We start from the raw sequence: 17,330 nt of genomic DNA on the forward strand, positions 1-17,330 counted from the left end.
TTGGAAGAATTCGCCGCCCTCATCGACCGCTTGGTCTACACCCGCAGCCGTAACGAAAAATTGCGCCTTATCGCGGAGTATCTGCGCGATTCGCCTGATCCGGATCGCGGGTGGGCACTGGCGGCCCTGTCCGACGGACTGGACTTCAAGGCGGTTAAATCCTCCACCATCCGCAATATCATGAAAGACCGGGTCGACCCGCTATTATGGTCGCTCAGCCGAGATTTCGTGGGCGACACGGCAGAATGCGCCAGCCTGCTCTGGCCCGAACCTTTTGGCGATGTCGGGCCGCCTCCGACCGTCTCGGAAGCGGTGGCGATGCTGGAAGGCATGAACCGTGCAACCGTGGCGAAAGACCTGCCACAACTGCTCGATCGGCTGGACGATTCGGGGCGTTATGCGCTGTTGAAAATGGCGACCGGTGCGATGCGGATCGGCGTCTCCAGCCGGCTTGCCAAGGTCGCTTTTGCGCAGGCGTTCGATGTTACCGTCGATGAGGTGGAGGAATACTGGCACGCACTTGCGCCTCCCTATGCGGGCTTGTTTGCCTGGGCTGCGGATGGTGCGGAGCCGCCGGAAACCGAAAACCTACCATTGTTCCGCCCGTTCATGCTGGCACACCCGCTGGAAGAAACAGTGATCGACATGGCCGACTATGCCGCGGAATGGAAATGGGACGGCATCCGTGTCCAACTCGTTCACGCAGGTGGCGAGACGCGCGTTTATAGCCGTTCCGGTGACGATATCTCCGCCACGTTTCCCGAAATGGTTAGTGCGCTCGACATTCCTGCCGTACTCGATGGGGAATTGCTTGTGCGCGGGGATGTCCAGGGTGGCGAAGCTGGTGCGCCTTCGCAAGGTGGAGCCGCAAGCTTCAACGCATTGCAGCAGCGCCTTGGCCGCAAGACCGTATCGAAGAAGATGCTTACCGAAGCACCAGCTTTCGTGCGCCTGTACGATGCGCTGGCCGTGGATGGGGAAGATTTGCGCAGCCTGACGTGGGAGGCGCGCCGCAAACACCTCGAACGGTTCCTCCCGCGATTGCCCGATACCCATTTCGACATCAGCGCTATCGTGGAAGCCGACAGCTTCGAAGCGCTGGCGCAAATCCGCGAGGGCACGCGCGACGATGCGATCGAAGGCCTGATGCTGAAGCGGCGCGACAGCCCGTACGTTTCGGGCCGCAAGACCGGGCTGTGGTACAAATGGAAGCGTGACCCGCTGCTGATCGATTGTGTTTTGATGTACGCCCAGCGCGGTAGCGGTAAACGATCAAGCTTCTTTTCCGACTATACGTTTGGCTGCTGGAACGGTGATCCCGACGCTGGGGCCGATTTGCTACCCGTGGGCAAGGCCTACTCCGGGTTCACCGACGAGGAATTGAAGAAGATCGACAAGCATGTTCGCCAGAACACGATCAACCGCTTCGGTCCGGTGCGTGAAACGGAGAAAAAACTGGTGTTCGAAGTCGCGTTCGACAGTGTGCACCAGTCCAAGCGCCACAAAAGCGGCCTCGCCATGCGCTTTCCCCGTATCCACCGTATCCGCTGGGACAAGCCCGCTCACGAGGCCGACCGGATCGAATCCTTGCAGGCGCTGGTGCGGGATTGACCCCCGAACGGAGTTAGAATGCTTCGCCGACAGCCTTGCCGTGAGCTTTGGCGTTTTCGGCGTAATGCGCCACGCCCATTCGCATCCCCATAATAGCCGCATCGGTCAGGTCTTTCATGAATCGCGCGGGTCGGCCTGCCCATAACTGGCGCGGTTCCATCACCTTGCCCTCGGTCAGCATGGCGCCTGCTGCCAACATGGCGTCGGAACCGATGCGGGCTTTGTTCATCGCGATTGCCCCCAGCCCGACGAACCCGCGATCCTCGATTATACAACCGTGAATCATGGCGATGTGGCCGACCAGCACATCGTCGCCGATGATGCATGGCGAACCATCGGGATCGCCGGGACGTTCAGGGTCGCAGTGAACGATGCTGCCATCCTGGATATTCGACCGTTCGCCGATTACAATCTGGCTGACATCGGCGCGCAGCACGCAATTATACCAGACCGAGCTGTCCGCCCCTATGGTCACGTCGCCAATAATGGAACAGCCCGGCGCAATGAACGCGCTGTCGTGGATGTTCGGGGTCTTGCTGTGGATCGGAATGATGTTGACGCCGGGGCGTCCAGCGCCGCGATTGATCGCAGTCATGGGTTCTACTCCTGCCATTGCTCGAATGTAACCGCATAAACGATGCTGGGGTTGAGGTGGGGCCCGTATCGCGGGTCGGTGAAATCGAGATCTTCGCGCCGTTGCATACCAAGGCGCACCATCAGACCCCAGCTCGCTTTGTTGCCCGCAACGGTGAGCGCAACGACTTCGTCCGCACCAAATCGGTTAAATGCTGTGTCGAGCGAAGCCACTGCCGCTTCTTTGGCATAACCCGAGCCCCAGGCATCCTCGCGCAGGCGCCAACCCACTTCCATCATTCCCTCGACCGTCTCGCCTACCACGTTCGAGCGTTTCAGTCCACAGAAGCCCAGCATCTCGCCCGACAAATGGCCGCCATCATCCTTGCGCTGAAGCACCCAAAAGGTGTGACCATGTTGCGAGCGGTAGCCTTCCAAGCGCGCACGCGCAGCGTCCCGCGTTGCGGCGTCCGCTTCGTCCCCCAGCCAGCGCATCACAGCGGGGGTATTGGTGACGCGCCAGAACTCTGGCCAATCCTCGTCGCGCCAGTCGCGCAGGATCAGACGCTCGGTTTCCAGCCTGAAAGGTGATGCCTCTTCAGCCACCAAGTAGTCTCGCCGCCTGCGGTGCATGATAGGTCAACACGCCCGAACAGCCCGCGCGTTTGAAGCCGATCAGTTTCTCCATCATCAGCGCGTCGCGGTCGCCTACGCCCGCCGCCGCGCCAGCCTCGATCAGAGCATATTCGCCGCTCACCTGATAGGCGAAGACCGGCACCCCGAAGGCTTCTTTTGCGCGGTAGATTATATCGAGATAGGCAAGGCCAGGTTTCACCATCACGCTGTCCGCGCCCTCGGCAATATCCATCGCGATTTCGCGTAGCGCCTCGTCGCCATTGGCCGGGTCCATCTGGTAGCTTTTCTTGTCCCCTGCCAGCCGGTCTCCACTGCCCACGGCATCGCGGAACGGGCCGTAGAACGCGCTGGCGAACTTGGCAGCGTAAGCCATGATCTGCACATTTGGATAATCGCCCATTTCCAATGCCATACGGATCGCCTTCACCCGGCCATCCATCATGTCCGACGGGGCGATGATATCCGCGCCGGCCTCCGCCTGGTTGAGCGCCTGATCCACCAGAACTGCCACCGTGGCGTCATTGACGACGTAGCCGTCCGTGCCGACCAGCCCGTCCTGACCATGTGTAGTATAGGGGTCGAGCGCGACGTCGGTGAGGATGCCGATATCGTTGCCGCAAGCCTGCCGCACCGCGTTGATCGCGCGGCACATCAGATTGTCGGGATTATACGCCTCGGCCCCGTCATCGGAGCGTGCGTCGCCGGGCGTATTGGGAAACAGGGCAACGCAGGGAATACCAAGCTGCACCGCCTCCCTCGCCCGTTTCGCAATCCCGTCCACCGACCAGCGCGACACGCCGGGCAAGCTGGCAACTGGTTCCTCCACACCATTTCCGGACGTGACGAATAACGGCCAGATCAAATCCGCCGGCGTCAGCACGGTTTCGCGGTGCATCGCCCGGCTCCAGCCATGGGCCCGGGTACGGCGCAGGCGGGTGGCGGGATAGCTGGCGGATACTGGAGTGCGGATCATGGCACAAAGCCTTGCCGCAAAGGCAAACCGGGCGCAATCGGTCTCGCTTTGACTCCGATGGCCGTCAGCCGACCTGCCGCGGCCGGTCGAGCTTCTCGATTTCCCGAATGTTAGTGACAGGCTGATCCACCTGCGGACGAAGATCGACCAGCGCCGCGCCAGCTTCGACCTGCTTGAGCTGTGCAAGAGTTGCCCGAAAGCGGCGCAATTCGCTGCCCGACAATTCCGCGCGCGTGACATAACTGACCGAAGCCGGGTTCACTTTCCGGCCGCCGCGATACATTTCGTAATGCAGGTGCGGGCCGGTAGACAGGCCGGTCGAACCGACATAGCCGATTACCTGACCGCGTCGCACGCTCTGCCCGCCGCGCACCGCAATCCGGCTCATATGGCAGTACCGCGTTTGCAGACCACCCCCATGCGCCAGCTTGACGGTATTGCCGCAGCCTCCGGCCCGTCCGGCGCTCGACACACGGCCGTCCGTTACTGCGACGATCGGCGTTCCGTAGCCCGCCTTGTAATCGACTCCGCCATGCATCCTGCGATAACCGAGCACCGGATGGCGGCGCATACCATAGCGTGACGTCATGCGGCCAGGCACCGGAGCGACAAGGCCATGGCGCTGCTCCCCCAGCCCGGATGCTTCGAAGAACCGCCCTTTCTCGCCCCATCGCATCAGTTGCATGGAGGCGCGGCCACCGCGTTCAACGCCTGCATACAGCAATTGCCCTGCTTGCCGTTCGCCGGTCGCGGCGCGTCGATGGGCGACGATGATGTCGAATGTGTCCGACGGGCGCATTGCGCGGTCGAGCGGTTTGTGCGCGCTGACGGTCTTGAGAAATGCCTGCACCGCGCCGGCGGGTGCCCCGGCGGCGCGGGCACTGCGATAGAGGCTGTCTCCTACCCTACCACGTATGCGGAGCGGAGTTTCGTCCACCTCGATCGTCTCGCGCACCAGTGACAGATTGCCGCCAGCATCCCGCTCGATCCCCAGCTTGAGATCGAACCTAGCGCGAAAATCGAGCCGGTCGAGCGGACGCGCATTGCCCGAGGCGATCCGGCGACCCAGCGTGATATCGACCTGGGTCCCGGGCTCGATATCAGAAAGGGGCATGGCTTTGGCTACAAGGTCGCTTACCCGTTCCGCGTCCCCTGCGCCCACACCGGCGCGTTTCAGCATCCGTCCAAAGCCATCGCCCTTTGCAAGCGTGGCCAGCACTTGAAGTTGCGGGCGTTCGGGTGCGGATTTCAGAGGCAGCACCGCCTCGGTAAAGCCCATCCGCCGCCCGCTATCCCCGCCCATTGCAAGCGGCGTGATCATCTGGCTGCGAAATTCGTCGCGCGCGGCATCGTCCACCCGCATCGCCGGTGCGGCTTCCAAGGGAGCCAATTCTGGCCAGAAAGCGAGCGAAACCGCCGCCAGCGCAACCAGCGTGCCCAGTCCGCGAAACCAGCGTGTACTGCCAATATCGTTGGCTAGATCGGGCGCAAGGTCGATGCGCTTCAGACGTTCACCCGCCGCATTGCGCCAGATGGAATAGCGTTCGCGCAACGTCTGCTTGCGTTGAAGCACGAGCGGCCGCGCTGGATCGCTATCCTCCCAGACACCGACATACACACGCGGTTCGCCCAATGACGGCTCATGCCCGGTAGAACCAGCGCCATCCGGCGAACCGTCAGTAATATGAGTTGTGCCCTCGGGCGGAATATACACGCGGAATCCTGTTTGCGACCGAGCGGCCGATTGCCCGTGAAACTTGCCAAAACAAAGTTAAGTTCGATTTAAACCGGGGTATTCCGCGCGCGAGATGCGATCAGCCGTTGATTGTGCGGACCTGACGGTTGCGGAGGCGGCGGGCCGATGCCACCTTCACAGCGTGCCCCGGCATGATGACAGCAATTTGAAGGCCGTTCTGGGCCCCACCAACACCGGCAAGACCCATCTCGCCATCGAGCGGATGTGCGCGCATTTCAGTGGTGCCATCGGCTTCCCTTTGCGGCTGCTGGCGCGCGAGGTGTACGACCGGGTGGTCGCCATCAAGGGCGAACGGCAGGTTGCCCTGATTACGGGCGAGGAACGCATCGAACCGCCCGATGCGCGCTATTTCCTGTGTACTGCCGAAGCTATGCCCAGAACTGGAGGCGGCCATGCTTTTGTGGCTCTGGACGAGGCGCAGATTGCTGCCGACCGCGAACGCGGGCATATTTTTACCGACCGATTGTTGAATGCACGGGGTCGGGAAGAAACGTTGCTGCTTGGTTCCGCCACGCTGGAGCCGCTTGTGCGCAGCCTGGAGCCGGACGCGGAAATCATCACGCGCCCGCGTTTCTCCACCCTGACCCATACGGGCACCCGCAAGCTGTCGCGCTTGCCGCGCCGCAGCGCGATTGTCGCGTTTTCAACCGAGCAGGTTTATGTTGTCGCCGAAATGTTGCGCCGGTTTCGCGGCGGGGCGGCAGTGGTGATGGGCGCATTGAGCCCCGACACGCGCAACCGGCAGGTGGAGTTGTTCCAGTCGGGCGAGGTGGATTACATCGTCGCCACCGACGCCATTGGCATGGGTCTCAACCTGGATGTCCGCCACGTGGCGTTCGCCGGACTGACAAAGTTCGACGGCGTGCGGAAACGACGGCTGACCCCTGCCGAAATGGCACAGATTGCCGGGCGTGCCGGGCGGCACCAGACCGATGGCAGCTTCGGCACATTGGCTGGTAGCGGCGGCAAAGGTGGCGGCGGCCCTCCACCCGAGTTCAGCGAAGAGGAGATCTTCGCCATCGAGGAACACAGTTTCGCGCCGGTCACACGCCTGTTCTGGCGCAACCCGACCCCGCGCTTCGATAATCTGCAGCTGCTGATTTCCGATCTGGAAACGGCGCCCTGCGAACCGGAACTTGCCAAGGCACCGGAATCCATCGACCTTATAGTGCTCAAGAAGCTTGCTGACGAGCCAATGGGCGATGGCGTCAAGGGGGCAGGCGCGGTGCGGCGGTTCTGGGAAGCTTGCTCGCTGCCCGACTTCCGGCAAGTCGGTGCGGACACGCATGCGCGGTTTGTCGCACGGCTGTGGCAGGACCTGGGCGAAGGGTATCTTGGCGCGGATTATGTCGCCACGCGTATTTCCGAACTCGACCGGACGGTGGGTGATATCGACACGCTGCAAGGCCGGATCGCCGCAATTCGCAGCTGGGCCTATATCTGTCAGCGGCCCGACTGGGTGCTGGCGCGCGACGAAATGGCGGCTCGCGCGCGGGCGGTGGAGGCTCGACTGTCGGACGCGCTCCATGCAAGACTGACCGAGCGATTCGTGAACCGGAGGACTGCAATCCTGATGAAAAGCCTAGGACCCGACGCCGCCCTGTTGCCTGTGGACCTCGCCGACAATGGCGAACTGACAGTCGAGGGCGAGGCCATCGGCCGGATCGAGGGGTTCCGCTTCATCGTCGATCCTAATGCCGGACACGAGGATCGCAAGATGCTTCTGGCAGCCGCGGAAAAGGCGCTCCCCGGCCTACTCGCCAAACGCGCCGACCAGTTGCTCGATGGTAATTTGGATCAGTTTGAACTGGTGAACGGCATCGTCCGCTGGAACGTCCGCTGGAACACCGGCGAGGCATCGCAGGACATTGCCACGCTGGAAGACACTGCCGACGTCACGGCACCGCGCGTCGTTCTGTCGCGCGATACGGCCCTGCTGCCTGAACCATCGCGCCGGAAGCTGGCCGACGGCATCACCACATGGCTGGCCGCAAAGCTGCAACCGCTGGCTCCGCTGGCAAAGTTGCAGGAGGCGGCTCGCGATCCTGCGGCGGGCTCGGAAGCGCGCGCGATCCTCCTCAACCTGATTGCCGGGCATGGCTATATCGACCGCGCCGAAGCGGGCATCGAACATCTGCCGAAGGAAGCGCGGCCTTTCCTCAGGCGGCTTGGCATCGCATTCGGCGCGCTTGACCTGTTTGCGCCGCTTTTGTTGAAGCCGGCGCCGCGCGCGTTGCTCCACGCGCTGGGCCGCGACAAACGCAGGCTGGAGGCAGATATGCAACCGGTCAAATCCGCCGAGGGACAAATGCCGAGTGGTTATCGCCGGGCCGGAACGAAGGCGATGCGCGTGGACGTTGCGGAAAAGCTGCTGAAGGCGGCGTTCGATGCGCGCGCCAAAGCCCCCAAGGGTATGCGCCGCTTCGCCATCGATCCGGCGCTTGGCGTGTCGACCGGTCTGGCGGAGGACAATTGGCGACGGTTGCTCGGCTCTGCCGGGTTCCGGCACCATCCGGCCCGTAAACTGGCTGAAGGCGCGCAGGGACCTGCCGCGCCCGATATGTGGGAATGGCGACCTTCGCGCGGCAGTTCCGCCCCAAACAAACCGCGCCATGTACAGGCGAAGACGGGCGGGAAGCCGGCCCTACGCAACGATGGCACACCCGCTGGCCGAGGACCGCGCACGACTGCAGCTCCGAAACCCAAACCTGGCCCCGCTACCGGCAAAGCATTTGCAGGGCTGGCGGACCTGCTGAAATGAGGCGCTGATGCGGCTTGACCGGCTGCTGTGCTATCTCCGTCTGGCCAGAACCCGCAGCCGCGCGTCCGCCTATATCACGCGCGGACATATGCGGATCAACGGCCAGCGCACCGACCGCCCAGCCCAGGCGATCGAGGCGGGAGACGTGCTGACGCTGATGCTGGGAAACGAGGTGCGCGTGCTCGAATTGCTTGCGTTACCGAACCGCCGCGGACCCGCTGCGGAGGCACGCAGCCATTACCGCGTGCTTGACGCATCGGGGCAAAGCGACCTAGCAGCGCCGGATACGGACTCAGCCGAATAGAAGGGCACGCCTGCCATGACTTACGTCGTCACCGACGCCTGCATCAAATGCAAATACACCGACTGCGTGGAGGTGTGCCCCGTCGACTGCTTCTATGAAGGCGAGAACATGCTCGTCATCAATCCGTCCGAATGTATCGATTGCGGCGTGTGCGAGCCGGAATGCCCGGCCGAAGCGATTCTGCCCGATACCGAGGACAATCTGGAAAAGTGGCTGGAAATCAACACCAAGATGTCGGCCGAATGGCCTAACATTACCAGCCAGAAAGAACCGCCCGCCGATGCCGACGAGCACAAAGGCGTCGAAGGAAAGTACGAAAAGTTCTTCTCCGAAAAACCCGGCGAGGGCGACTAGGCCCACCGCGAGAATACTGCGCGACCACCGCACAAACACCGCGCGCCTGCGTTGCCGACTGCGGCGCTGGAATTTTTGGCCCGAACGTGCTATATAATCTTTCAAGCCCTTGCAGCGCGGTCTGAACGCCGCACTGGCAAGGGCTGATTTTTGTCGAACGGGTGGCGCTGCGGATTTTCTGGCCATTGTCTGTTTCCATTGGATGGCCCCGCAATGGCGCGGCGCTGCCGACCATAAGGTACGGATAAAAGGCCAGGCGAAGCACGCCGGAACAAAGGATTTTTTTATGGCCAATGACACGCTCGCCTTCGATGTTGGCGATTATGTGGTCTATCCAAAGCACGGCGTGGGCCGGGTGATGGAATTGCAGAATGAAGAAATTGCCGGGATGCAGCTGGAGTTGTATGTCCTGCGCTTCGAGAAAGAGCGCATGACCCTGCGCGTACCCACCAACAAGGTGGAATCGATCGGCATGCGCAAGCTTTCCAGCGACAAGACGCTGAAGGAAGCGATGGAAACGCTGAAAGCCAAGCCCAAGGTCAAGCGCACCATGTGGTCGCGCCGCGCGCAGGAATACGAAGCGAAGATCAATTCCGGCGAGCTCGTCAGCATCGCGGAAGTCACTCGCGACCTGTTCCGGCCCGAAGACCAGCCCGAACAGTCCTATTCCGAACGGCAGATCTTCGAAGCGGCCTCCAGCCGCCTTGCTCGTGAGTTGGCCGCAATGGAAAAGACCGACGAGCCCACGGCGTTGGAAAAAATCCTCGAAGTGCTGCGCGAACACGCGCCGCAATATTACGGGAACGACGAAGACGAAAGCTGACCCTTCGGGAGTTCGAAAGCTCGATCTTTCGACCAGGGACTTATCAGGTCCGACCAAAGTGCAACGAGGCCGCCGGTTTCCGGCGGCCTTTTTGTTGCCAGACATGTTTGGGTGTATTAGCATCGTAACACGCCAAGCTTTCTGGAGGAGACGCTCATGTTCCGCAAATTCTATCGTACATTCGCCCCTGTCGCCGCTCTCGGCTTTGCAAGCGCCGGCCTGTCGGGCTGCAATTTCGACTACGGCATGACGAAGTTCGATGGCGTCCCCTTGGCGGAACTCGATTTTAATGCCGCCGCCCCGGAAGGCGTCTCGCTCGCGTCGCCCGATACGGTCCTCGTAAAAGATGGCGCCCGTTTCGATGTCCGTGTGGAGGGCGATACCGCCGCAGTCGAAGCGATGCGGTTCAAACTCGACGACGATACTTTGCGGATTGCCCGCGAGGGGAGGGATTATAACAGCAGTGATGGAACTGCGACCGTTACCGTCACACTTCCCCGCCTGACCGCCATGTCGCAGGCCGGATCCGGCACAATCGACGCCGAAAGCCTGTCCGGCGATGCCAAAATAGAAATTGCCGGATCCGGGAGTGCGCGGGCACGAAACATCGAGGCGGATGCGCTTGCGATCGATATTGCCGGATCCGGCAAAGTCGATGGCGGCGGCAGTACGGGCAAGCTTGCATTGAGTATCGCCGGGTCGGGCGATGTCCGGCTGGCTGACCTTAAAGCCGATTCCGCGGATATTTCGATCGCTGGCTCAGGCGACGCCGAATTCGCGTCGGACGGCACCGTCGACGCGTCCATCGCGGGATCCGGCAATGTTCGCGTGATCGGCAAGGCTACGTGTAACGTCAACACGATGGGTTCGGGCAAGTTAACCTGCGCCTCAGAATAATCGGCGGGTCACGCAAGCCCTTATCGCAGAGCTAAAGCGATCCAAATAAATGGGCGCGCCGTTCATCAAATACTTAGGTGGCGTGTGGAAAGAAGCCTGTCATGTCTTCGACCGCACGCCGTGTCCTCGTTCTCCCCCTGCTCGCTGCCAGCCTGATGACTGGCGGTTGTGTCATGAGCACCGTGGCCGATGTAGTTACGGCGCCGATCAAGGTGGCGGGCAAGGCCGTGGACCTTGCCACGACCAGCCAATCGGAAAGCGATGAGAAACGCGGACGCGAATTGCGCGAACGCTATGAACGGCTCGGCAAGCTGGAACGGCGTTACGACAGGAAAATGAAAGAGTGCCGTGATGGCAACCGCCGCGCCTGCGATGAGGCTCGCGCTGCGCACCGCGAAATCCAGGCGCTGATCCCATCGCTTCCCGCCCAGCGAGCCGACGACGACTAAGCGCCCCGCGGTTACTTTCAGACAACCGGCGCAGCGGCGCGCTGTAACCGGTCATTGATGGCGGCACCGATGCCCCGTTCCGGTATGGGCGCGACCGCAATCCGTGTTTCGGGAGCCAGCGCCGCTATATGCAGACAATCATAAAGTCGGGCTGCTGCTTCTGCGAGATCGCCGCTCGGCGATAATGAGCGATCACCCGGCACGTCTCCGAAACCGATGTGAAATTCGTCTTCCTCGCTTTGAACTGCCCCCAGCCGAACGGGTTTACCGGGCGCATAGTGGCTGGCAAGCTGGCCGGGGGCCTCTACCCCGCGACCGCTGGTGCCTTCCGTCATGGCGTCTTCGCGCATGCCCAGCACTCCTGCGATGTCACCGTGTGTTACGGGCCCGGGCCGCAATATCTCCCACCTGCCGCCTTCGCGCAGTGCAAGGATCGTGCTTTCGATACCCCGCCCGCTCGGGCCGCCATCCACTACCGCAGCAATGCGACCGTCCAGGGAGGCAAGCACGTGGTCGGCAGTCGTCGGGCTCACGCCGCCGCTGCGATTGGCCGACGGCGCAGCGAGTGGTCCGGTCTCGCCAAGCACGGCACGCATGACTGGATGGGCGGGACAGCGCAGCGCTACCGTATTGAGGCCTGCGGTAATCGCCGGCGCAATACCGGAGTTGGGCAATGTCGGTAACACAAGCGACAGCGGGCCAGGCCAGAACTGCGCCGCCAATCTGACAGCCCGCTCGTCCCACGTTGTGAGCCGTTTCGCGGCGGTAATATCGGGCACATGCACGATCAGGGGATTAAAATCGGGCCGCCCCTTGGCGCGATAGATCCCGGCAACCGCTTGCGCATCATCGGTACGCGCTGCCAATCCATAGACTGTCTCGGTCGGCAGGGCGACAGGATGGCCTGCACACAGCAGCTCGATCGCCCGCGCGATGCCTGCCGCATCGTCGTGCAGCCGTTCCGTAGCGTCCTTGCCGCCCATGCCCGCTCGCTCTATTCATGGGCGCAAATGCGGCCCGTTTGCGACCCATAGGCGCGGATAAAGCCCCACCTCAAGGAAATCGATCATGATCCCCTATACCGCCCCGACGCAGGACCAGTTGCTGGCCATCCGCATCAATGCCGGCATCGAGGAGTTGGCGCAAAGCGAACGCTTCGCAGCCGCCGAACCCGACTTGGTCGAGGCGATCGTGGAAGGTATCGGGCAATTTGCCGCTGGCGAGTTTGCGCCGCTCAATCGCGTCGGCGATGAACAGGGCGCGGTGCTGGAGAACGGCGTGGTGAGGCTGCCCGACGGGTTCGAAGAAGCTTATGGCCATTATGTCGAACAGGGCTGGAACGCGATTGCCAGCCCTGCCGATTTTGGCGGTCAGGGTTTGCCGTTCACGCTGGGGTGCAATGTGATCGAGAACCTGGGCGCGGCCAATATGGCCTTCACCCTGCTGCCCATGCTGTCCATCGGAGCCATCGAGGCGCTCGACCACCATGGCTCCGATGCGCAAAAGGCGATGTACCTGCCCGACCTCGTCAGCGGTCGCTGGTCGGGCACTATGAATTTGACCGAACCGCAGGCGGGCAGCGATGTCGGCGCGTTGCGCACCACTGCGCATCCGGTCACCGCGGACGAGTTCAATGGCGAACATACTGGCAAATACCGGATCAAGGGCCAAAAGATCTACATCACCTGGGGCGATCACACACTGGCGGACAACATCGTCCACCTCGTGCTGGCCCGTACGCCCGAGGCACCGGAAGGTAGCCGCGGCATCAGCCTGTTCGTGGTGCCGAAGTACCATGTGAATGCTGACGGGTCCTTGGGCTCGGCCAACGATGTGCGTCCCGTCAGCCTCGAACACAAGCTGGGCATCAACGCCTCCCCGACCTGTGTGATGTCCTATGGCGATAATGACGAGTGCATCGGGGAGATCGTCGGGTCCGAAAACCGCGGTCTCGCCGCCATGTTCACGATGATGAACAACGCTCGCATCAATGTCGGCAGCCAGGGTGTACAGATCGCCGAACGCGCCACGCAGCAGGCGCAAAGCTACGCCAAGGAGCGCATTCAGTCAGCGCGTGCCGGGTCGGGCGATGCGAACCCGGTCGCCATTCTCGAACATCCCGATGTGCGCCGCATGATCCTGCGGATGAAGGCTCTGACAGAAGCGACGCGTGCGCTGCTGTATTACACGTCCGGCCAGGTCGATCGCGGTACGCTGGGCGATGCGGCGGCCAAGGCGCGCGCAGATGTGCTGGTGCCGATGCTGAAGGCATGGGGTACCGATATTGGGATCGAAGTCGCCAGCCTTGGCGTGCAGGTCCATGGCGGAATGGGCTTCGTCGAGGAAACGGGCGCTGCACAGCACTACCGCGATGCGCGGATCGCGCCGATCTACGAAGGCACCAACGGCATTCAGGCCGCCGATCTCGTCACCCGCAAGCTTGGACTGGAAAATGGCGAGGTGTTCGCCGCGCTGATGGCGGATATCGCGCGAGATTGCGCCGATCATCCCGCCTTGTTTGCTCTGGCAGGCGAATGCGCGGCAGTGGGCACCTGGATGCGCGATGAAGCGAGCCTGGACGACCGGCTGGCGGGCAGTGTGCCCTTCACCACCATGTGCGCGGTTACAGTCGCCGCCTGGCAGATGGTCCGGCAGAACCGCGCCGTAAGCGCTGGCGACGCGCCCGCGCTGGCTGCGATCAAGCCGGTCACGACGCGCTACATCCTGGACCACGTGGTGCCCGAGGCTTCGGGATTGAAAGCTGCAGCCATCGCCGGGGCCGGACTGCTTTACGAACTCAGCGCAGACCAGCTGGTCGGCTAAGCATTACTGCGCAGGCACTTCGCCGGCAGGATCGTCGCGCCCGAAGCTGGCCGTGGGATCGCCGCGCAATTCCCGGCGCGGCGGCAGGCGGTCGCTGCTGTTACGGACAATGGCAGGAGCAGGTCCTGCCCCCTTCGCCATCACGCGCCAGATGATCCCGGCGGTATCGTCCGATACCAGCAGCGAACCGTCGCCTGCCCATTCAACCCAAGTCGGGCGGCCGCGCGTGGTGCCTTCGCCAGTCAGGAACCCCTCTAGCACCGGCTGCGGCTTGCCTAGCGGATTGCCGCGCTTGTCGAAGGGGACGTAAACCACATCGTAGCCAGCGGCCGGCTTGCGGTTCCAGGAACCATGGCGCGCCACGAAAGCGCCCTGCCCGAACTTGTCGCCCATCCGGGTGCCCTCTTCGGTAAAGGCCAGGCCTAGTGCCGCCACATGTGGGCCCATCGCATATTCGGGGCGACGGGCGTATTCGACCAGATAAGCGGGCATCGGCGCGTCTACACGGTCGTCGACCATGTCGCCCCAATAAATCCACGGCCAGCCATATTGCGCGCCGATCGGCACGTTCGTTAGGTAATCGGGCACGAGATCGCTCCCCAGCATGTCACGCTCGTTGACGGTGGTCCAAAGCTCTCCGCTCCACGGGTTGGTGGCCAGGCCGTTGGCATTGCGAAGGCCGGTAGCGAACATCCGCTGGCGGCCTGTGGCCAGATTGTATTCCCAGATCAGCGCGCGGCCTTCTTCGGCCTCCATTCCCTTTTCACCGATGTTGGAAGCGGACCCGACCGCGACATAGATCGACTGCTTGTCGGGGCTTAACATGATGTTGCGCATCCAGTGATTACCTGCGGGCGCCAGATCCATCAGCTTGCGCGGCTGAGCGGTCAGTTTCGTCTGGCCCAGATCGTATGGAAAGGCGAGCAGGGCATCGTGATTGGCAACATACAGGACGCCATCATCCCACGCGATCCCGGATGGCGAATCCAGTTCGCCGGTCAAAATCGTGCGCTGGTCCGCGACACCGTTTCCATCGGCGTCGCGCAGCAGCACCAGCTGGTTGGCGGACGGCGTGCCGGCACCGGCCTTGGAGAACAGGATCTTGGCAATGAACCCCTCGATCCCGCCACCTTTGCGCGGCGGGCTGTTGGTCAGTGTTACCAGCACATCGCCATTGGGCAACGTGTGGATGACGCGCGGATGATCGAGTCCGTCGGCGAAGCGATTGACGACCAGCCCTTCCGCCGCGTCGGGGATGGCGTCGTCCGCCCAGCCCACAGGTTCGGCGATATTGACCGTTGGGAAGCTTTCCGGATCCGGTTCGTCCAGCATGGGATCGGTCCCGGTGACGGCGGCGACATCGTAATCCGCCATATCGCCGCGCATCAACAACGCGAATGCGCCCAGAAGCAGCAGGATCACGACGAGGATGGCGATGACGATTTTCTTGGTTCTGCTCATGACGGCAGTGTTATCGCGCAGACTGCCATGCGGCAATGGCGCGATGCGATAGACCCGTGGCCCGTGCGCGGGGGCACGCAAGCTTGCCGAAGGCGCGCTCGCTGATTAGGCGCAGCAGCCATGTTCGATTTCGCGCCCGACCCCGACCTGCCCAAACAGGAAATCTATCGCCAATTGCTGGATGCGGCTCGCGCGCTCACCGATGATGAGCCTGACGGTGTGGCCAACATGGCGAACATCGCAGCCTTGTTGTGGGAATACCTGCCGGATCTCAATTGGGCTGGGTTCTATCGCGTTATGGGCGGCGAAATGGTGCTCGGCCCGTTCGTCGGCCGGCCGGCTTGTATCCGGATACCGATCGGCCAAGGGGTTTGCGGCGTTGCGGCGAGCAGCGCGGAAACGCAAATTGTGCCGGATGTCCACGCCTTTCCCGGCCATATTGCCTGCGACGGCGACACCGCTTCCGAACTGGTCGTACCGGTCGTGTCGGGCAATAACGTGGTTGCGGTGATCGACCTCGATAGTCCTTCACCAGCGCGTTTCGATAGTGAAGACGCCGAAGGCATCAAGGCACTTGCGCAGATGTTGGCCGGCCGGATTACCGAAGCTGCCGCCTGACGCCGCTGGTTAACGCGGGCCGGGATGACCCGAAACAGGACAGCGATGGAAATTCGCCCCTTTCCTGCGGGCAGTAGTGCTAAATTTTCCCTTAACATCATGATCGCATCGGTCCGGGAGGAATATCCTGAACCCGGTTTTAAAAATGCAATCGCGCCGTTGAACAAGGGAATTTAACATGGGTGTCCGTCACGTTCTTTCGCTGGGAGCCGCTTTTGGCGCTATCCTCAGCGCCGCTCCTGCCAATGCCAATGCCAATGCTACCGCCGGGCAGGAAATGAATTACGAAACGCGTACTTACGAATATGCGCAACCGCTTCCGGCTCCGGCTCCGCAGGTTGTGTATCGAGCGGAAGAAGTGGTTCAGGAAGACGTTATCACCCAGTCGGATCGGTATGAAACCGACCGGTATACTTACGAATATGGCACCCCGGTCCAGCACCGTCCCGTCGCCACGCCGGTACACAGTGCGCCCGCTTATCCTGTCCAGACCTATCCTGCGCAAGCCTACCCGGCTTCTGCGTATCCGAGAACCGCGTATCCCGCCCAGACTTACCCTGCGCAGGCCTACCCATCACCGGCCTATCCTGCCCAGCCCTACCCGGCTTACCAGTATGCAGACGGGTATGATCGCGACGCATGGCTCGACGAATGCCGCGATGCTTACCGGGCGCAGCGCAAGCGTGCAGGCCGCAGGGGAGGTGTCGCCGGCGGTATTCTGGGCGGCATAGCAGGCGGTGTGATCGGCAATCGCGTTTATGACAGCGAGCGCTTGGGCGGTACCTTGATCGGTGCTGGTATCGGCGGTCTGGCTGGATTGGCAATCGGTACGCTGATCGGACAGGTAACGTCGCGCAAGGATGATGCCTGCCGCGACTATCTCGACCGTTATGGCCCGAACCCCAGCGCCTATCCCGGCTATTCCGATTACATGAATGGCCAGGGCGGCATGGCTCATGGCTACCGCGGAGGGTACCAGGGTGGCCATCACCCGGGCTATGCGGCGCGCACAGGCTATGGCCATGGCGGTCAGGTATATGGCGGGGCGCAGACCATCGTGACCGTTACGCATCACGCGCCGCCTCCCGGGCGGCTGGTCGTCCGTGAATATGTGACCGAGGAATGGGTCGACGTGCCGGTAGTGGAAGAAACCGTCGAAGTGGTCCATCCGCCGCGCTATATCAAAGCGCCGGTCAAGGCGCACAAGCCGCGCCCTGTTCGCCGCATCAAGTCGATCAAGAACCGCTAGAAACAAGCGAACTCAACCACACAAAAAAGGTCCGGCAGGTAT

Annotated in this window: 17 protein-coding genes; 11 read left to right on the top strand and 6 right to left on the bottom strand. The window is 62.2% G+C overall.

Annotated features, from left to right (window positions below; genetic code table 11):
- Positions 1–1,611, top strand: coding sequence for a cisplatin damage response ATP-dependent DNA ligase (locus HME9302_RS11570; RefSeq protein ID WP_115367139.1), 1,611 nt, complete (start codon positions 1–3; stop codon positions 1,609–1,611).
- A 13-nt stretch (positions 1,612–1,624) separates the two neighbouring features.
- Here HME9302_RS11570 and HME9302_RS11575 read toward each other — a convergent pair whose 3' ends face one another.
- The 4 genes from HME9302_RS11575 to HME9302_RS11590 form a co-directional block, all read right to left on the bottom strand.
- Positions 1,625–2,206 (bottom strand): gamma carbonic anhydrase family protein, encoded by a 582-nt coding sequence (locus HME9302_RS11575; RefSeq protein ID WP_115367140.1) that lies wholly within the window; start codon positions 2,204–2,206, stop codon positions 1,625–1,627.
- A 5-nt stretch (positions 2,207–2,211) separates the two neighbouring features.
- Positions 2,212–2,817 (bottom strand): GNAT family N-acetyltransferase, encoded by a 606-nt coding sequence (locus HME9302_RS11580; protein WP_115367141.1) that lies wholly within the window; start codon positions 2,815–2,817, stop codon positions 2,212–2,214.
- Positions 2,783–3,793 carry a porphobilinogen synthase gene (gene hemB, locus HME9302_RS11585; protein ID WP_115367142.1) on the bottom strand — a complete coding sequence of 337 codons (1,011 nt, stop codon included), beginning with the start codon at positions 3,791–3,793 and terminating at the stop codon, positions 2,783–2,785. Before hemB ends, HME9302_RS11580 begins: the two co-directional genes overlap by 35 nt.
- A 64-nt stretch (positions 3,794–3,857) precedes the next feature.
- Positions 3,858–5,507 (bottom strand): M23 family metallopeptidase, encoded by a 1,650-nt coding sequence (locus HME9302_RS11590; protein WP_230079989.1) that lies wholly within the window; start codon positions 5,505–5,507, stop codon positions 3,858–3,860.
- A 244-nt stretch (positions 5,508–5,751) separates the two neighbouring features.
- Here HME9302_RS11590 and HME9302_RS11595 point away from each other — a divergent pair, with 244 nt between their 5' ends.
- From HME9302_RS11595 to HME9302_RS11620, 6 genes are all read left to right on the top strand, one after another.
- Complete coding sequence (locus HME9302_RS11595; RefSeq protein ID WP_230080062.1) at positions 5,752–8,310, top strand: helicase-related protein; 2,559 nt, start codon at positions 5,752–5,754, stop codon at positions 8,308–8,310.
- Positions 8,311–8,317: 7 nt separating this feature from the next.
- A complete protein-coding gene (locus tag HME9302_RS11600; protein WP_115367144.1) occupies positions 8,318–8,614 on the top strand; it encodes an RNA-binding S4 domain-containing protein in 297 nt (98 codons plus the stop codon).
- Between the two features lie 15 nt (positions 8,615–8,629).
- Positions 8,630–8,968, top strand: coding sequence for a ferredoxin FdxA (fdxA, locus tag HME9302_RS11605; protein WP_115367145.1), 339 nt, complete (start codon positions 8,630–8,632; stop codon positions 8,966–8,968).
- Positions 8,969–9,254: 286 nt separating this feature from the next.
- Complete coding sequence (locus HME9302_RS11610) at positions 9,255–9,791, top strand: CarD family transcriptional regulator (protein ID WP_115367721.1); 537 nt, start codon at positions 9,255–9,257, stop codon at positions 9,789–9,791.
- A gap of 156 nt (positions 9,792–9,947) precedes the next feature.
- A complete protein-coding gene (locus HME9302_RS11615; protein WP_115367146.1) occupies positions 9,948–10,688 on the top strand; it encodes a head GIN domain-containing protein in 741 nt (246 codons plus the stop codon).
- Positions 10,689–10,789: 101 nt separating this feature from the next.
- Entirely contained in the window at positions 10,790–11,137 is a 348-nt protein-coding gene (locus HME9302_RS11620; protein WP_230079990.1) for a hypothetical protein, read from the top strand.
- 17 nt (positions 11,138–11,154) lie between these two features.
- On the opposite strand, the gene HME9302_RS11625 is transcribed toward HME9302_RS11620, so the two are convergent.
- Positions 11,155–12,120 (bottom strand): L-threonylcarbamoyladenylate synthase, encoded by a 966-nt coding sequence (locus HME9302_RS11625; protein ID WP_115367147.1) that lies wholly within the window; start codon positions 12,118–12,120, stop codon positions 11,155–11,157.
- Positions 12,121–12,205: 85 nt separating this feature from the next.
- Here HME9302_RS11625 and HME9302_RS11630 point away from each other — a divergent pair, with 85 nt between their 5' ends.
- On the top strand, positions 12,206–13,960 hold the full coding sequence (locus HME9302_RS11630) for an acyl-CoA dehydrogenase family protein (protein WP_181815758.1): 1,755 nt from the start codon (positions 12,206–12,208) through the stop codon (positions 13,958–13,960).
- A gap of 3 nt (positions 13,961–13,963) precedes the next feature.
- Here the strand turns inward: HME9302_RS11630 and HME9302_RS11635 are convergent, their stop codons facing one another.
- Positions 13,964–15,421 carry a PQQ-dependent sugar dehydrogenase gene (locus tag HME9302_RS11635; protein WP_115367148.1) on the bottom strand — a complete coding sequence of 486 codons (1,458 nt, stop codon included), beginning with the start codon at positions 15,419–15,421 and terminating at the stop codon, positions 13,964–13,966.
- A 120-nt stretch (positions 15,422–15,541) separates the two neighbouring features.
- Here HME9302_RS11635 and HME9302_RS11640 point away from each other — a divergent pair, with 120 nt between their 5' ends.
- From HME9302_RS11640 to HME9302_RS11645, 3 genes are read left to right on the top strand one after another with little or no spacing between them, the layout of a single operon-like run.
- Positions 15,542–16,039, top strand: a complete 498-nt coding sequence (locus HME9302_RS11640) for a GAF domain-containing protein (protein WP_115367149.1) — start codon at positions 15,542–15,544, stop codon at positions 16,037–16,039.
- A 45-nt stretch (positions 16,040–16,084) separates the two neighbouring features.
- Positions 16,085–16,216, top strand: a complete 132-nt coding sequence (locus HME9302_RS13505; protein ID WP_268243481.1) for a hypothetical protein — start codon at positions 16,085–16,087, stop codon at positions 16,214–16,216.
- A gap of 1 nt (position 16,217) precedes the next feature.
- The gene (locus HME9302_RS11645; protein WP_115367150.1) at positions 16,218–17,288 is read left to right on the top strand and encodes a hypothetical protein; all 1,071 of its coding nucleotides are present in this window, start codon (positions 16,218–16,220) and stop codon (positions 17,286–17,288) included.
- The last annotated feature ends 42 nt before the right edge of the window (positions 17,289–17,330 follow it).

The organism is Alteripontixanthobacter maritimus, assembly GCF_003340475.1.
Lineage (GTDB): Bacteria > Pseudomonadota > Alphaproteobacteria > Sphingomonadales > Sphingomonadaceae > Alteripontixanthobacter > Alteripontixanthobacter maritimus.

Coding starts and splice junctions, on each gene's coding strand:
- HME9302_RS11575 (WP_115367140.1), bottom strand. CDS start 2,206: ATGACTGCGATCAATCGCGGCGCTGGACGCCCCGGCGTCAACATCATT.
- HME9302_RS11580 (WP_115367141.1), bottom strand. CDS start 2,817: ATGCACCGCAGGCGGCGAGACTACTTGGTGGCTGAAGAGGCATCACCT.
- hemB (WP_115367142.1), bottom strand. CDS start 3,793: ATGATCCGCACTCCAGTATCCGCCAGCTATCCCGCCACCCGCCTGCGC.
- HME9302_RS11595 (WP_230080062.1), top strand. CDS start 5,752: ATGTGCGCGCATTTCAGTGGTGCCATCGGCTTCCCTTTGCGGCTGCTG.
- HME9302_RS11600 (WP_115367144.1), top strand. CDS start 8,318: ATGCGGCTTGACCGGCTGCTGTGCTATCTCCGTCTGGCCAGAACCCGC.
- fdxA (WP_115367145.1), top strand. CDS start 8,630: ATGACTTACGTCGTCACCGACGCCTGCATCAAATGCAAATACACCGAC.
- HME9302_RS11610 (WP_115367721.1), top strand. CDS start 9,255: ATGGCCAATGACACGCTCGCCTTCGATGTTGGCGATTATGTGGTCTAT.
- HME9302_RS11615 (WP_115367146.1), top strand. CDS start 9,948: ATGTTCCGCAAATTCTATCGTACATTCGCCCCTGTCGCCGCTCTCGGC.
- HME9302_RS11620 (WP_230079990.1), top strand. CDS start 10,790: ATGTCTTCGACCGCACGCCGTGTCCTCGTTCTCCCCCTGCTCGCTGCC.
- HME9302_RS11625 (WP_115367147.1), bottom strand. CDS start 12,120: ATGGGCGGCAAGGACGCTACGGAACGGCTGCACGACGATGCGGCAGGC.
- HME9302_RS11630 (WP_181815758.1), top strand. CDS start 12,206: ATGATCCCCTATACCGCCCCGACGCAGGACCAGTTGCTGGCCATCCGC.
- HME9302_RS11635 (WP_115367148.1), bottom strand. CDS start 15,421: ATGAGCAGAACCAAGAAAATCGTCATCGCCATCCTCGTCGTGATCCTG.
- HME9302_RS11640 (WP_115367149.1), top strand. CDS start 15,542: ATGTTCGATTTCGCGCCCGACCCCGACCTGCCCAAACAGGAAATCTAT.
- HME9302_RS13505 (WP_268243481.1), top strand. CDS start 16,085: ATGGAAATTCGCCCCTTTCCTGCGGGCAGTAGTGCTAAATTTTCCCTT.
- HME9302_RS11645 (WP_115367150.1), top strand. CDS start 16,218: ATGGGTGTCCGTCACGTTCTTTCGCTGGGAGCCGCTTTTGGCGCTATC.